14 protein-coding genes are annotated in these 14,765 nt (G+C 52.8%); 9 read left to right on the top strand and 5 right to left on the bottom strand.

Features of this window, described 5'->3' with window-relative positions:
* Positions 1-74: 74 nt before the first annotated feature.
* The 4 genes from J1G48_RS11020 to J1G48_RS11005 all read right to left on the bottom strand — a co-directional run bounded on the left by J1G48_RS11020 (position 75) and on the right by J1G48_RS11005 (position 4,200).
* Positions 75-1,454, bottom strand: a complete 1,380-nt coding sequence (locus J1G48_RS11020; protein ID WP_000192118.1) for an MFS transporter — start codon at positions 1,452-1,454, stop codon at positions 75-77.
* 53 nt (positions 1,455-1,507) lie between these two features.
* Entirely contained in the window at positions 1,508-2,527 is a 1,020-nt protein-coding gene (locus J1G48_RS11015) for a Zn-dependent oxidoreductase (RefSeq protein WP_000836486.1), read from the bottom strand.
* 10 nt (positions 2,528-2,537) lie between these two features.
* On the bottom strand, positions 2,538-3,752 hold the full coding sequence (gene rspA, locus J1G48_RS11010) for a starvation-sensing protein RspA (protein ID WP_000706266.1): 1,215 nt from the start codon (positions 3,750-3,752) through the stop codon (positions 2,538-2,540).
* 121 nt (positions 3,753-3,873) lie between these two features.
* Positions 3,874-4,200, bottom strand: coding sequence for a YnfA family protein (locus J1G48_RS11005; RefSeq protein ID WP_000921389.1), 327 nt, complete (start codon positions 4,198-4,200; stop codon positions 3,874-3,876).
* 151 nt (positions 4,201-4,351) lie between these two features.
* On the opposite strand from J1G48_RS11005, the gene J1G48_RS11000 reads away from it, so the two are divergent.
* Together J1G48_RS11000 and speG are read left to right on the top strand one after the other, a co-directional pair.
* Positions 4,352-4,693, top strand: a complete 342-nt coding sequence (locus tag J1G48_RS11000) for a DUF1283 family protein (RefSeq protein WP_001066440.1) — start codon at positions 4,352-4,354, stop codon at positions 4,691-4,693.
* Positions 4,694-4,728: 35 nt separating this feature from the next.
* On the top strand, positions 4,729-5,289 hold the full coding sequence (gene speG, locus J1G48_RS10995; protein ID WP_000199997.1) for a spermidine N1-acetyltransferase: 561 nt from the start codon (positions 4,729-4,731) through the stop codon (positions 5,287-5,289).
* Between the two features lie 40 nt (positions 5,290-5,329).
* On the opposite strand, the gene J1G48_RS10990 is transcribed toward speG, so the two are convergent.
* On the bottom strand, positions 5,330-6,040 hold the full coding sequence (locus J1G48_RS10990) for a YnfC family lipoprotein (protein ID WP_000743121.1): 711 nt from the start codon (positions 6,038-6,040) through the stop codon (positions 5,330-5,332).
* Between the two features lie 103 nt (positions 6,041-6,143).
* On the opposite strand from J1G48_RS10990, the gene J1G48_RS10985 reads away from it, so the two are divergent.
* The 7 genes from J1G48_RS10985 to osmY all read left to right on the top strand — a co-directional run bounded on the left by J1G48_RS10985 (position 6,144) and on the right by osmY (position 14,740).
* A complete protein-coding gene (locus tag J1G48_RS10985) occupies positions 6,144-6,452 on the top strand; it encodes a DUF1161 domain-containing protein (protein ID WP_000975516.1) in 309 nt (102 codons plus the stop codon).
* Between the two features lie 156 nt (positions 6,453-6,608).
* A complete protein-coding gene (ynfE, locus tag J1G48_RS10980; RefSeq protein ID WP_058662144.1) occupies positions 6,609-9,047 on the top strand; it encodes a selenate/tellurate reductase subunit YnfE in 2,439 nt (812 codons plus the stop codon).
* Between the two features lie 98 nt (positions 9,048-9,145).
* The gene (gene ynfF / locus J1G48_RS10975; protein ID WP_000705278.1) at positions 9,146-11,581 is read left to right on the top strand and encodes a selenate/tellurate reductase subunit YnfF; all 2,436 of its coding nucleotides are present in this window, start codon (positions 9,146-9,148) and stop codon (positions 11,579-11,581) included.
* Positions 11,582-11,591: 10 nt separating this feature from the next.
* Positions 11,592-12,209, top strand: coding sequence for a dimethylsulfoxide reductase iron-sulfur subunit DmsB (gene dmsB, locus J1G48_RS10970; protein WP_000213062.1), 618 nt, complete (start codon positions 11,592-11,594; stop codon positions 12,207-12,209).
* Position 12,210: 1 nt separating this feature from the next.
* On the top strand, positions 12,211-13,068 hold the full coding sequence (locus J1G48_RS10965) for a dimethyl sulfoxide reductase anchor subunit family protein (RefSeq protein ID WP_000534697.1): 858 nt from the start codon (positions 12,211-12,213) through the stop codon (positions 13,066-13,068).
* A 42-nt stretch (positions 13,069-13,110) separates the two neighbouring features.
* Positions 13,111-13,725 (top strand): Tat proofreading chaperone DmsD, encoded by a 615-nt coding sequence (gene dmsD, locus J1G48_RS10960; RefSeq protein WP_000206571.1) that lies wholly within the window; start codon positions 13,111-13,113, stop codon positions 13,723-13,725.
* Between the two features lie 304 nt (positions 13,726-14,029).
* Positions 14,030-14,740, top strand: coding sequence for an osmoprotectant ABC transporter permease OsmY (gene osmY, locus J1G48_RS10955; RefSeq protein ID WP_000557304.1), 711 nt, complete (start codon positions 14,030-14,032; stop codon positions 14,738-14,740).
* Positions 14,741-14,765: the final 25 nt, after the last annotated feature.

Here is a 14,765-nt window from a genome sequence, read left to right as displayed (position 1 = left end):
CGCTAATTAAACAAAAGTGACCGGGCAGCATGGCCGAAACCGCATTAGCGTTCCGGCCATACCGTCGACACGATTTAACTCGTCTGGGTTGCGGAGTGGCGTAACTTCTCTGCCGCTGTCGCTTCCGCCGCATCCTCAGGCAAGCTCAGATCGCGATCTCTGACCTCCGGCATCAACAACGCAGAAATCAGACCAATACACGAGTAGAGCACCAGCATAATTAAGATGGGCAGCCAGGAATCGGTCATGTTACAAAAGATCCCTGCGAGGACGGGGCCAAAACCGACCGCCACCAGCCCCCCTGCCTCTTTTGAAATCGCCATCCGGGTGAAGCGATTACGCGATCCGAAAATTTCCGCCATGGTGATGTTTTCCAGCGCAAATAATCCCAGCACGGCAAAGTTATGAATAACAATGAGCGCCGCCATAATTACGCCAGGGCTATACGTTTTATCTACCACAATAGACAGCATCGGCCAGGCGAGAATAATCGCGGAGATATTCAATATTATATACGGCAGCCGACGACCGTATTTATCGGACAACCACCCCAAGAGTGGGATAGTGATAAAACCAATTACGGAACTTATCATTAACGCATCGGTTGGGATAGATTTGTTAAATAATAACGTCTGAACTAAATATCCGGCAAGGAAGGTTTGAATAAGCCCGGAATTGCCCGCCTGCCCAAAACGTAAACCGGTAGCCAGCCAGAAAGATTTGCTGGTAAACATCGCGCCCAATGTATTTTCTGACGCAGGCGTTAACGCTGGCGATTTTTCGCCTTCGCTTACTTTTTCGAATACCGGACTTTCTTTCAGATTCATTCGCAGCCAGATCGCGAATATCATAACAACGACGCTCGCCAGGAAAGGAATACGCCATCCCCAGGCGATCAGTTGTTCGCGTTCAAGCGCAAAGAACATCACCGCCCAGATCGCCGTCGCGCTCAACGTACCGCAGTTGGTGCCCATCGCGACCAGCGAGGAAATGATACCACGCTTTCCTTTCGGCGCATACTCGGCCAGCATAGTACCCGCGCCGGAAATTTCCGCCCCGGCGCCCAGCCCCTGTATAATTCGCAATGTCACCAGTAATACTGGCGCAAAAATGCCGATTTGCGCATACGTCGGCAGTACGCCAATCAGCGTGGTGCAGATCCCCATCATGGTGATGGTAATAAACAATACTTTTTTTCGTCCGATTCGGTCGCCCATTTTACCAAAAACAAAGGCGCCGATAATTCTGGCTATATAACCTGCACCATAGGTGCCCATTGCCAGAATAAGCGCCATCGCGGCAGACTGTTCCGGAAAAAATATCTCATGGAAGACCAGAGCCGCGCCTAGTGAATATAACTGAAAATCCATAAATTCAAGCGCGGTGCCTAACCATCCAGATACGGCAGCGCGCACTAAATCCTGAGTCGATCGTTCATGCTTTATTTGTGTCATATAGGCAATCTCTAAGAGGTAAGATGCGTACCACTTACTCGCAATTATTTATATTATTTCGCAAACGTGAGTAAGACTTTGCAGCATTGACGCTGGTCTTTCTCGAAAAGCTCAATCGCGTCGGTGACATGTTGATAATCAAATGTATGCGTTATCAGCTTATCCGGATCAATAAGCCCTTTATTCAGCCAGTCAATCACGACCGGGAATTTATTGGCATTAAGACGCGATGAATAAATAGCCAGCTCTTTTCCGGTAATACCCTGCTGTACAATCTCACACGGGTCGCTGGAAAATCCCATCAGGACAATGCGTGCCGCAGACGATGCAAGTGTAATCGCCTCTTGCAGGATAGCGGGATGACAGGCGGCATCGACAATCAAGGTCGGCTTTAGCGCCTTCTGCTGTAGAAATTCCGCCAGTGAATGTTGACCATTATTGAGGGTCCAGTCAGCGCCGCTCTGCTTCGCCATCGCTAAACGCTCTTCAATGCGATCAACGACTATGACCGTTTTAACCTGATAAACCCCCTTCAGCGCCTGTACGGTCGTCAGTCCCATCGGGCCTGCGCCATAGATAAGCGCCACGTCCTGCTCGGTCGGATTCACTTGTCCCGTCACATTTGCCGCAATGGTAAACGGCTCAACCATGACGGCATGATGATCTGCGATGTTGTCCGGTATGCGATGAGCATTACGGGCCGGCGCCACCGCATACTCGCTGAAACCGCCGTCACGATGCACGCCCAGCACCACCAGCGAGGTACACACATTGGGTTTACCGACTGAACAAGGGTAACAATGCCCGCAACTGATCACCGGATCGACGGATACCCGTTCTCCTATCCGGTCGCGATTGATGTTGTCGCCTACCGCGTCGATGACACCGAAAAATTCATGGCCTATGACACGGGGATATTTTGCAAAGGGATTATGTCCCCGATAAATATGGCTATCGGAACCGCAGATACCCGCCAGTTTCACTTTAATGCGAACTTCGCCCGGCGCAGGCTGCGGAAGCGCGCGCGTTTCGATAGTTAATGTATTCGGTTTTTCGATTACGATGCTTTTCATTTTTCGCTCCTTACCAGTTCCACAGTGTGCCGTCTTCCAGGCGGGCCACCGGCAAATAGGCTGGATCGTACGGATATTTCGCCGCCAGTTTTTCATCGAACTCAATGCCCAGTCCTGGCTTGTCGCCCGGATGCATATAGCCGCCCTCGAACGTCCAGTTATGCGGGAAAACCTCCAGCATCTGTTCGGAGTAGCCCATAAACTCCTGCACGCCAAAGTTAGGCACCCACAGGTCGAAATGTAATGCAGCGGCCATACAAACCGGCGACAGATCGGACGGCCCATGCGAACCGGTACGCACCTGGTAGAGCGAGGCAAAATCGGCAATGCGGCGCATCCCGGTAATACCACCGGCATGGGTAAGCGTGGTGCGGATATAGTCAATCAATTGCTCTTCAATGAGCTGTTTGCAATCCCAGATACTGTTAAAGACTTCGCCTACCGCAATCGGCGTGACCGTATGCTGGCGGATGAGGCGGAAGCATGCCTGATTTTCAGCCGGCGTCGGATCTTCCATCCAGAACAAACGATAGTCTTCAATACCTTTGCCAAAGCGGGCAGCCTCAATAGGCGTCAGTCGGTGATGCATATCGTGCAGAAGATGTTCATTAAACCCGAACGTATTACGCACGGCGTCAAACAGCTTTGGCGTAAAATCGAGATACTTTTCCGTTGACCACAATTGTTCTTCCGGCCACTGGCCTTTTGTCGCGGGCTCATAGGCCAGCCCCTTGCCTTTCGCCATGCCGTAGGTGGTTTTCATCCCCGGAACGCCGCACTGCACGCGGATTGCTTTGAACCCTTGCTCTTTATGACGCGCGTAGTCTTCCAGCACATCGTCGATGGTGTGGCCTGTGGTATGGCAATACACCATGACGCCTTCACGCGAAGCGCCGCCGAGTAACTGATACAACGGCATATTGGCGGCTTTGGCTTTAATATCCCATAGCGCCATATCAACCGCGGAAATGGCGGACATGGTGACAGGGCCACGGCGCCAGTACGCGCCTTTGTAGAAGAACTGCCAAATATCTTCGATGCGGCGAGCATCCCGCCCGATGAGCTGTGGGCACAGGTGATCGGTAAGGTACGAGGCCACCGGGAGCTCGCGTCCGTTCAGGGTGGCATCCCCCAGACCGGTGATCCCGTCTTCCGTGGTTATCTTTAAGGTGACGAAGTTACGCCCTGGACACGTAACAAAAACTTCAGCCCCTACAATCTTCATTTTTATTCCTTACATCGCATTATGGGATGCAGGAAATTTACCCAACTGAGCTACTACCATACAAGTATATTGATGTAAAAAGCGCTGCCAGATCACAAAATGTTCTGGTCGCGCGGCAATGTTACGTACGTCCCCATCCGACGACGATAATCAGCATTCCACACAGCGCGATCAGCGCGCCGCACCAGTCATAAACCGTGAGCCGGACGCCATCGACAACACGTAACCACAGGAGCGCAGTACAGACATATACCCCACCGTAAGCCGCATAAACCCGCCCACTCGCCGCCGGATGCAAGGTCAAAAGCCAGACGAATAACGCAAGTGACGCAGCGGCGGGCAGAAGCCACCACACGCTGGCGCCGCGCTTAAGCCATAGCCAGGGAAGAAAACATCCAATGATTTCACAGAGGGCGGTGACAAAGAAAAGCAGAGTCGTCTTTAGCATGAGATTCATTTGGTTACGAAATGATAAGTGATAATACAACAGAATATCGTTACGGTTATCCGGCCATTCTTGTGTATATGCCAGGCATAAGGATTGGTGTAGAATTTACAGGTGGTTTACCGCTTTTCCCCTCTAATGAAAGGATGTTGTGATGAACAATACGCTGAGCAAACGCCTGTGCCTGACGGCAATGCTTACGTTGGCGGCCGTTGTATATACTACTTCCGCATTCGCTGAAACCAGTAAACTGGTGATTGAATCGGGAGATAGCGCACAAAGTCGTCAGGAAGCGGCTATGGAAAAGGAACAATGGAACGACACTCGCAGTCTGCGCCAGAAAGTGAATACCCGCGCAGAAAAAGAGTGGGACAAAGCCGATGCCGCCTTTGATAACCGCGATAAATGCGAGCAAAGCGCCAACATCAACGCCTATTGGGAGCCCAATACGCTGCGGTGTCTGGATCGTCGTACAGGTCGCGTTATTACGCCCTAATGCAGGATAACTAAAAGGAAGTGTAAGGATACAGTATGACAAGTGACTACAAGGTCAGACTGCGCCCGCTTGAGCGTGAAGATTTACGATTTGTCCACCAGCTTGATAATAATGCCAGCGTTATGCGTTACTGGTTTGAAGAGCCGTATGAGGCTTTTGTCGAACTGTCGGATCTCTACGACAAACACATCCACGACCAAAGCGAACGGCGCTTTGTCGTCGAATGCGACGGTGAAAACGCCGGGCTGGTAGAACTGGTGGAAATTAACCATGTGCATCGGCGGGCGGAATTTCAGATTATTATCTCGCCGGAGTACCAGGGAAAAGGCCTGGCGTCACGCGCGGCCAAACTGGCGATGGATTACGGATTTACCGTACTCAATCTCTATAAATTGTATTTGATCGTCGATAAAGAGAATGAAAAAGCGATTCACATCTACCGTAAACTCGGGTTTAGAGTAGAAGGCGAGCTGATTCATGAGTTCTTCATTAACGGCGAATACCGTAACACCATCCGCATGTGTATCTTCCAGCAGCAGTATCTGGATGAACATAAAACGTCCGGTTCTACGCTCCTGAAACCCACCGCGCAGTAAACGCGGCGCGGTAGTCACGGAGAGTCGCACCGCGCCCGGTTTAGTAGTAATCGATACGATTTTTAATGGTGTAATGGTGGAACACTGCCGGCTTAACGCTCTCATCGACGATAACAAGCCGGCAGTCAACAGGGTTCGCGTACGCATCATATTCGCAGCTCTGTGTGACGTTGCCGACCTGTCGATCATCCACCCGGCTGACTGCCGTATAATCCAGCTTTTTACGCGGGTCCGCGGAGGGTTTTGCCGTCACAGAGAGCGTATTCTGCGAGTTTATGGTTGTCTTACCTAACGGATAGCCTTCGCTATCATAGCGGTACTCGACCTTCATCTCTTTGCCCGTCGCCGATACCACAAAACCGTTGTCGTCCGTTTCCCAGGTCACGCCCGCCGAAGGCAACGCCGCCAGCTGGCACTTCCCCTGTAACTGCACCTTTTTTTCCAGCGTCTGAGCATCCCGGTAATAATTGGCATCCAGCACGAGTGCCAGCCCCGTATTATTCTCCAGATCGTGTAACTCAAGCGTATCAAAACAGCCTTCCTGTGAAAGCGTACCGGTGACCTGCTTCGCCACTTCGCCATTCTCACTCATCAATGTCTGGCTGAAATCCTTTACCGGACCACGTAATGGATCAAAATCAAATTCGTTCGAAAAACTGGCCATTTCCGGCGTAAAAGACTCAAGGGATTTCGGGTTATCACAACCTGCCAGTATCATGCACAATAACGTCAGTAAAAGGGGTTTCTTCACACGTATCACCAGGATGAAAAGATATTTATCATCATATTAGCAAATACAGTTATTTACACGAAAAATGCTAAGCTTAGAACATCGTCATTAATCACAGGAGTTCATGATGAAAATCGCAACTGCAATAGCCGCTCTGGCGTTAGTTAGCGCCCCCTCGCTGGTGATGGCGGCACCGGGATCGTGCGAGAGAGTAAAAAGCGATATTGAACAACGTATCATCAATAACGGCGTGCCGGCGGATAATTTTACGCTCACTATCGTTCCTAACGACCAGGCCGATCAGCCGGACTCACAGGTGGTGGGCCATTGCGCGAACGACACGCATAAAATTCTTTATACCCGCACCAGCAGCGGCAATGCGCCAGCCAATACCTCTCCCGCTCAGGACGGTTCATCCGCCGAACCGCAATAACCTCCTCCTGCCCTCCGGGTCCGGAGGGTAACGCTCTTTGACATGGATTAATAATCCTTACTCCCAAAGGGGTAAACTCATTACATCATTAGCATGTTAATAATTTCGTTATAGTTATCAATATATAGCGAAATAATAACGACAATGGAGTGAGTGATGCCCGGAGAAAAGCAACAAACAGGCGTTAGCCGCAGGACGTTAGTGAAATCAGCGGCGCTTGGCTCACTGGCGCTGGCTGCCGGAGGCGTATCTTTACCGTTTGGGATGCGTACCGCGGCCGCGGCGGTGCAGCAGGCTATGCGCAACGAAGAAGATAAAATCGTCTGGGGCGCCTGTTCGGTCAACTGCGGCAGTCGCTGCGCCCTGCGTCTGCATGTAAAAGATAATGAAGTCTGGTGGGTTGAAACTGATAACACTGGCGACGATGTCTACGGCAATCATCAGGTTCGCGCCTGCCTGCGGGGCCGTTCAATCCGTCGGCGTATTAACCATCCGGATCGCCTTAACTATCCCATGAAACGCGTTGGCCGCCGCGGCGAAGGCAAATTTGAACGCATTAGCTGGCAGGAAGCACTGGACACCATTAGCGCCAGCCTGAAAAAGACCGTAGAGACCTACGGCAATGAAGCCGTTTATATCCACTATTCATCCGGCATCGTAGGCGGCAACATAACCCGCTCGTCGCCTGCCGCCTCGCCGGTGAAGCGTTTGATGAACTGCTACGGCGGTTCGTTGAATCAATACGGCTCATACAGTACCGCGCAAATTTCTTGCGCCATGCCCTGCACCTATGGTTCCAACGACGGCAACAGCACATCTGATATCGAAAACAGTAAACTGGTGGTCATGTTCGGCAATAATCCGGCTGAAACACGCATGAGCGGCGGCGGCATTACCTGGTTTCTGGAGCAAGCGCGTGAACGCTCAAATGCGCGCATGATCGTAATAGATCCGCGCTATACCGATACCGCTGCCGGACGTGAAGACGAGTGGATACCGATTCGCCCCGGCACCGATGCCGCGCTGGTGGCGGGAATTGCCTGGGTATTGATTAACGAAAATCTCGTTGACCAGCCTTTTCTCGATAACTATTGCATCGGCTACGATGAAAAGACCCTTCCGGCTGACGCGCCCCCCAATGGCCATTATAAGGCTTATATTTTGGGCCAGGGCGAGGACGGTATCGCCAAAACGCCGCAGTGGGCATCGCATATTACCGGCATCCCCGCCGATCGGATTATCAAACTGGCGCGCGAGATAGGCAGCGTCAAGCCGGCCTACATCTGTCAGGGTTGGGGCCCGCAGCGTCAGGCGAACGGCGAACAAACCGCTCGCGCCATCGCCATGTTACCGATTCTGACCGGCAACGTCGGCATTCATGGCGGTAATAGCGGCGCACGCGAATCCACTTACACCATTACCATTGAACGTCTGCCGGTCCTGGAGAATCCCGTTAAAACCACCATCTCCTGCTTTAGCTGGACGGACGCCATTGCGCGCGGCCCGGAAATGACCGCCCTGCGCGACGGCGTACGCGGCAAAGATAAGCTGGATGTCCCGATCAAATTTCTATGGAACTACGCTGGCAACACCCTGATTAATCAGCATTCGGATATTAATAAAACCCATGAAATTCTTCAGGATGAAACGAAATGCGAAATGATTGTGGTCATCGACAATTTTATGACCTCTTCCGCGAAGTACGCCGATATTTTACTGCCGGATCTCATGACCGTCGAACAGGAAGATATCATCCCCAATGATTACGCCGGCAATATGGGATATCTGATTTTTATCCAACCGGCGACGACGCCTAAGTTTGAACGCAAGCCCATCTACTGGGTACTCAGCGAAATCGCCAGACGCCTCGGCGACGATGTGTATCAGCGGTTTACCGAAGGCCGTACACAGGCGCAATGGCTGCAATATCTGTACGCCAAAATGCAGGCAAGAGATCCGGCATTGCCCGCGTATGACGATCTGAAAAAAATGGGCATCTATAAACGCAAAGATCCCAACGGCCACTTTGTCGCCTATAAAAAATTTCGTGAAGATCCGCAGGCCAATCCGTTAAAAACGCCGTCCGGTAAAATCGAAATCTACTCAAGCAAACTCGCTCACATCGCCAGTACCTGGGAGCTGGCGGAAGGCGACGTGATAAGCCCACTGCCGATTTATACCCCTACTTTTGAAGGATGGGACGATCCGAAGCGGAGCACCTTCCCGCTACAGCTGTTTGGCTTTCACTATAAATCCCGTACCCATTCAAGCTACGGCAATATTGATGTTCTGCAGGCCGCCTGTCGCCAGGAGGTGTGGATAAATCCGCTCGATGCGCAAAAACGTGGTATCGCGAATGGCGATAAGGTTCGCGTCTTTAACGATCGTGGAGAGGTGCGTCTACCCGCCAAAGTCACGCCGCGTATTCTGCCGGGCGTCAGCGCGATGGGTCAGGGCGCATGGCATAATGCGGATATGGCTGGCGATAAAATTGACCACGGCGCCTGCATCAATACGCTCACGACGCTGCGTCCTTCCCCCCTGGCAAAAGGGAATCCTCAACATACAAATCTGGTGGAAATCGAAAAAATCTAAGCCGCCTGCTCCGGGACGTTTTTACGCGCCCGGAGCTCCCCGTTTTGCGAACACAACGACATTTAAAACTCTTTTTTGGATGAGCATAGTGAGCTGTTATGAAAATCACCAACCCTGAGGCATTAATGGCGGCCAGTATCAGCCGACGAAGCCTGGTGAAAACCTCCGCTATCGGTAGCCTTGCGCTTGCCAGTAGCGCTTTCACCCTTCCGTTCTCCCGCATCGCACACGCCGCAGCAGACCTCGCATCCGGCAATGTGGCAGAAAAAGCGGTCTGGAGTTCATGTACCGTTAACTGCGGCAGCCGCTGCCTGCTGCGCCTACACGTAAAAGATGACACCGTATATTGGGTTGAATCAGATACCACGGGCAACGATGAATATGGCAACCATCAGGTACGCGCCTGCCTGCGCGGCCGTTCTATTCGTCGCCGGATGAATCATCCCGATCGCCTGAAATATCCGATGAAACGCGTTGGTAAACGAGGAGAAGGCAAATTCGAACGTATCAGTTGGGATGAAGCGTTGGATACCATCGGCGATAACCTGAAACGTATCCTCAAGGACTACGGCAACGAAGCGGTACATGTCCTTTACGGTACCGGCGTGGACGGCGGCAATATTACCAATTCTAACGTACCGTATCGCCTGATGAACGCCTGCGGCGGCTATCTCAGCCGTTACGGTAGCTACAGCACCGCCCAAATCAGCGCGGCCATGAGCTATATGTTCGGCGGCAACGACGGCAACAGTCCGGATGATATCGCCAATACAAAACTGGTGGTGATGTTTGGCAATAACCCCGCGGAAACACGTATGAGCGGCGGCGGCGTGACATACTATGTCGAACAAGCGCGCGAGCGCTCCAACGCCCGGATGATCGTGATTGACCCGCGTTATAACGACACTGCCGCCGGCCGCGAAGACGAGTGGCTGCCGATTCGCCCTGGTACCGATGGCGCGCTGGCGGCGGCAATCGCCTGGGTGCTGATTACCGAAGATCTTATTGATAAACCGTTTCTGGATAAATACTGCATCGGCTACGACGAAACCACTCTGCCCGCCTCGGCCCCGCGTAACGCGCACTATAAAGCCTATATTTTGGGTCAGGGCGACGACGGTATTGCTAAAACACCGCAATGGGCCGCGCAGATTACCAGTATTCCGGCGGAAAAAATCATTCAACTGGCGCGGGAAATCGGCTCGGCGAAACCGGCTTACATTTGCCAGGGCTGGGGACCGCAACGCCACTCTAACGGGGAGCAGACCGCACGCGCAATCGCCATGCTGTCTGTACTCACCGGTAACGTCGGCATAAATGGCGGTAATTCCGGCGTGCGCGAAGGCACCTGGGATCTGGGCGTCGAATGGTTTTCTATGCTGGAGAACCCGGTAAAAACCCAGATTTCGGTCTTTACCTGGACCGACGCTATCGATCATGGCGCGGAAATGACCGCCACACGCGACGGCGTGCGGGGAAAAGACAAGCTCGACGTGCCGATCAAATTTTTGTGGTGCTACGCCAGTAATACGCTGATCAATCAGCATGGCGACATCGCCCACACCCACGAGGTGCTTCAGGACGACAGTAAATGTGAAATGATCGTCGGCATCGAGCACTTTATGACCGCGTCGGCAAAATATTGCGACATTCTGCTGCCTGATTTAATGCCGACCGAGCAGGAAGATCTGATTTCCCACGAATCCGCAGGCAATATGGGCTATGTCATTCTTGGTCAGCCCGCCACCTCGCCGAAATTTGAAAGAAAGCCCATTTACTGGACGCTCAGTGAAGTGGCTAAACGGCTTGGTCCGGACGTATACCAGACCTTCACAGAAGGCCGCACGCAGCATGAGTGGGTCAAATACCTGCACGCAAAAACCAAAGCGCGTAACCCGGAAATGCCGGATTACGAAGAGATGAAACAGACAGGGATTTTCAAGAAAAAATGCCCGGAGGAGCACTACGTCGCTTTCCGCTCATTCCGCGAAGACCCTGCCGCCAACCCACTGAAAACGCCGTCCGGTAAAATCGAAATCTATTCCGAGCGTCTGGCAACCCTCGCCAACACGTGGGAGCTGAAGAAAGATGAGATTATCCATCCTTTACCCGCCTATACGCCAGGCTTTGACGGTTGGGACGATCCGCTTCGTCAGCGCTACCCGCTACAGCTAACCGGCTTCCACTATAAAGCGCGTACCCACTCCAGCTACGGCAATATCGACATCCTGCAACAGGCGTGTCCGCAGGAGATCTGGATCAACCCGATTGATGCGCAAGCGCGCGGCATTCAGCATGGCGACACCGTGCGGGTCTTTAACCAGAATGGAGAGATGCTCATTCTGGCAAAAGTCACGCCGCGCATATTGCCTGGCGTCACCGCTATCGGCCAGGGCGCCTGGTTAAATGCCGACATGTTTGGCGACAAAGTCGATCGCGGCGGCTCCATTAACATTCTGACGTCGCACCGGCCTTCCCCACTGGCGAAAGGTAATCCGTCACACAGTAATCTTGTTCAGGTTGAAAAGGCGTAAGGAGTAACCGATGACAACCCAGTATGGATTTTTTATTGATTCCAGTCGTTGCACCGGTTGCAAAACCTGCGAACTGGCCTGCAAGGACTACAAAGATCTCACTCCCGACGTCAGTTTCCGGCGGATATATGAATACGCAGGTGGCGACTGGCAGGAAGATAACGGCGTCTGGCACCAGAACGTCTTTGCCTATTATCTCTCCATTTCATGCAACCACTGCGAAGACCCGGCCTGTACCAAAGTCTGCCCGAGCGGCGCGATGCACAAGCGCGATGACGGTTTTGTGGTGGTGAACGAAGAGGTCTGTATCGGCTGCCGCTACTGCCACATGGCCTGCCCGTACGGCGCGCCGCAGTACAACGCCGCCAAAGGTCATATGACTAAGTGCGACGGCTGTCATGATCGCGTCGCCGACGGCAAAAAGCCGATTTGCGTGGAGTCCTGCCCGCTGCGGGCGCTGGACTTTGGCCCGATAGACGAACTGCGTAAAAAACACGGAGAGCTGGCTGCCGTCGCGCCGTTGCCGCGCGCGCATTTCACGAAGCCGAATATTGTGATTAAACCGAACGCCAACAGCCGCCCGACCGGGGACACTACCGGTTATCTGGCCAATCCGAAGGAGGTATAAGATGGGAAGTGGATGGCATGAATGGCCGTTGATGATCTTCACGGTCTTTGGTCAGTGCGTGGTCGGCGCGTTAATCGTTAGCGGACTGGGCTGGCTGACGGCAAAAGACGATACCATCGCCCGTCAGCGCATCGTGCGTAGCATGTTTTTTCTGTGGCTGGTGATGGGACTAGGATTCCTCGCGTCGATTATGCATCTCGGCTCGCCGATGCGCGCGTTTAACTCGCTTAACCGCGTAGGCGCTTCCGCACTGAGTAATGAAATCGCCGCAGGATCGGTGTTCTTTGCCGTAGGCGGCATCTGGTGGCTGGTGGCGGTACTCGGTAAAATGCCCCCGGCGCTGGGTAAAGTGTGGCTGCTGGTCAGTATGGCGCTCGGCGTTGCATTCATCTGGGCAATGACGCTCGTTTATCAGATAGATACCGTGCCAACCTGGTATAATGGCTACACCACGCTGGCCTTTTTCCTCACGGCATTCCTGTGCGGCCCGGTGTTTGCGGCGCTACTGCTACGCATCGCGCGCGTCCCATTTTGCAGCGTGACGTTTGCCAGTATTAGCGGCCTAGCATTGGTGGTGTGCGTGGCGGTCATCGTACTACAAGGACTGTCTCTCTCAACCATTCACAGTTCCGTGCAACAGGCCAGCCATCTCGCGCCGGATTACGGTATGCTACAGGTCTGGCGCATTGTCTTGCTTGCCGCCGGATTAGGCTGCTGGCTATGTCCGCTAATCCGTCGCCGCGAACCGCATACCGTTGGTTTGCTGCTCGGTGTCGTGCTGGTGCTGGCGGGCGAAATTATTGGCCGCGGACTTTTTTATGGCCTGCATATGACCGTAGGTATGGCCATCGCAGGTTAATTTATGCGTGCGGGGCGACCCGCACCTTTCGGGATTGTTTGAATGACCACTTTTTTACAACGTGATGATTTTTCAGTAACGGCGCGTGTTCTTGGCGCGTTGTTTTATTATTCGCCGGAAAGCCACGAAACCGCTCCTCTGGTTCAGGCGCTATTAACCGACGACTGGCAGGCGCAGTGGCCGCTTGATGCCGAGGCGCTTGCGCCTGTGGCGGCTATGTTTAAGACCCACAGCGAAGAGTCGTTGCCACAGGCCTGGCAGCGTCTGTTTATCGGCCCTTACGCTCTGCCGTCTCCGCCGTGGGGTTCCGTCTGGCTGGATCGTGAGAGCGTATTATTTGGCGATTCTACGCTGGCGCTACGTCAGTGGATGCGCGAAAACGGAATTCAGTTTGAAATGCAACAAAACGAGCCAGAAGATCATTTTGGGTCGCTGTTGCTGCTGGCGGCCTGGCTTGCCGAGAATGATCGTCATCATGAATGCGAACAACTCCTGGCCTGGCATCTGTTTCCGTGGTCGTCCCGCTTTCTGGACGTATTTATCGATCATGCCGGGCATCCGTTTTATCAGGCGTTGGGGCAACTGGCGCGTCTGACTCTGGCGCAATGGCAAGCTCAACTTATTATTCCCGTCGCTGTAAAACCGTTATTCCGTTAATCCCCACAAAAGGCAGGATTTTACCTGCCTTTTCTCCCATTGCGGCCTATTTTTATCTACAAAAAGTGACAACGTCACACTACATTTCTGTTTTTAAGATAATTCTTTATCGTGAATGTTTACGCTAAGCCGCATAAGGGCAAAGCATAATTGTTAATAGATGTTTAATAGTGTTAAACATCACGCTTCGCTGGAATCCTTCCCAACCTGTTGCTATAGCTCAAAGTACCCTGCCGGAACATGGCATAACAACACGCGACTCTTAACGTCGCCATAACACATGCAAACAGGGAGACACACCGCAATGCACACCCTCACCCTAAAACGTGTACTTGGGTTCACTATCGTCATTTTGCTGTTACTGGCGCTGTTTATCTGGGGAATCGGTCTGGAGACGCTGAAAGCGCGTCAGGTCGATCTGCTGTATCTCGGGCAACGGCATTTGATGCTGGTCTTTACGTCCATGTTTTTTGCTTTACTGGTCGGTATCCCGAGCGGGATTTTACTCAGCCGACCTGCGGCAAAAGGATTTGCTGAATATGTCATGCAAATCTTTAATGTTGGTAATACCTTGCCGCCGCTGGCCGTTCTGGCCTTAGCGATGGTGATTATCGGGATCGGCGATACGCCCGCCATTGTCGCGCTATTTCTGGCCTCCCTTCTGCCTATCGTCCGCAATACCTATGCGGGCCTCTGTTCCGTTCCCGCCTCACTGATTGAAGCGGCGAACGGGATTGGGATGACAAAATGGCAGCGGCTTCGTCAGGTAGAGCTACCTAATGCGTGGCCAGTGATGCTGTCCGGTATTCGCATCGCGACCGCCATCAATGTCGGCACCGCGCCGCTGGCCTTTCTGATCGGCGCCAGCAGCTACGGCGAGCTGATTTTCCCGGGAATTTATCTCAACGATTTTCCGACGTTGATCCTCGGCGCAACGGCCACGGCGTTATTCGCGCTGATTCTTGACACTCTGCTTGCCTGGTTTGGGCGACGCCTTAGCCCTCATACCGTCTGAACGCATAAATAACAATAAGGAGCGT

The sequence above is a fragment of the Salmonella sp. SAL-020 genome (genome assembly GCF_017372215.1).
Classification (GTDB): domain Bacteria; phylum Pseudomonadota; class Gammaproteobacteria; order Enterobacterales; family Enterobacteriaceae; genus Salmonella; species Salmonella enterica.
The sequence above is the reverse complement of the archived record's forward strand: the minus strand, read 5'-3'. Positions and strand labels throughout refer to the sequence as shown.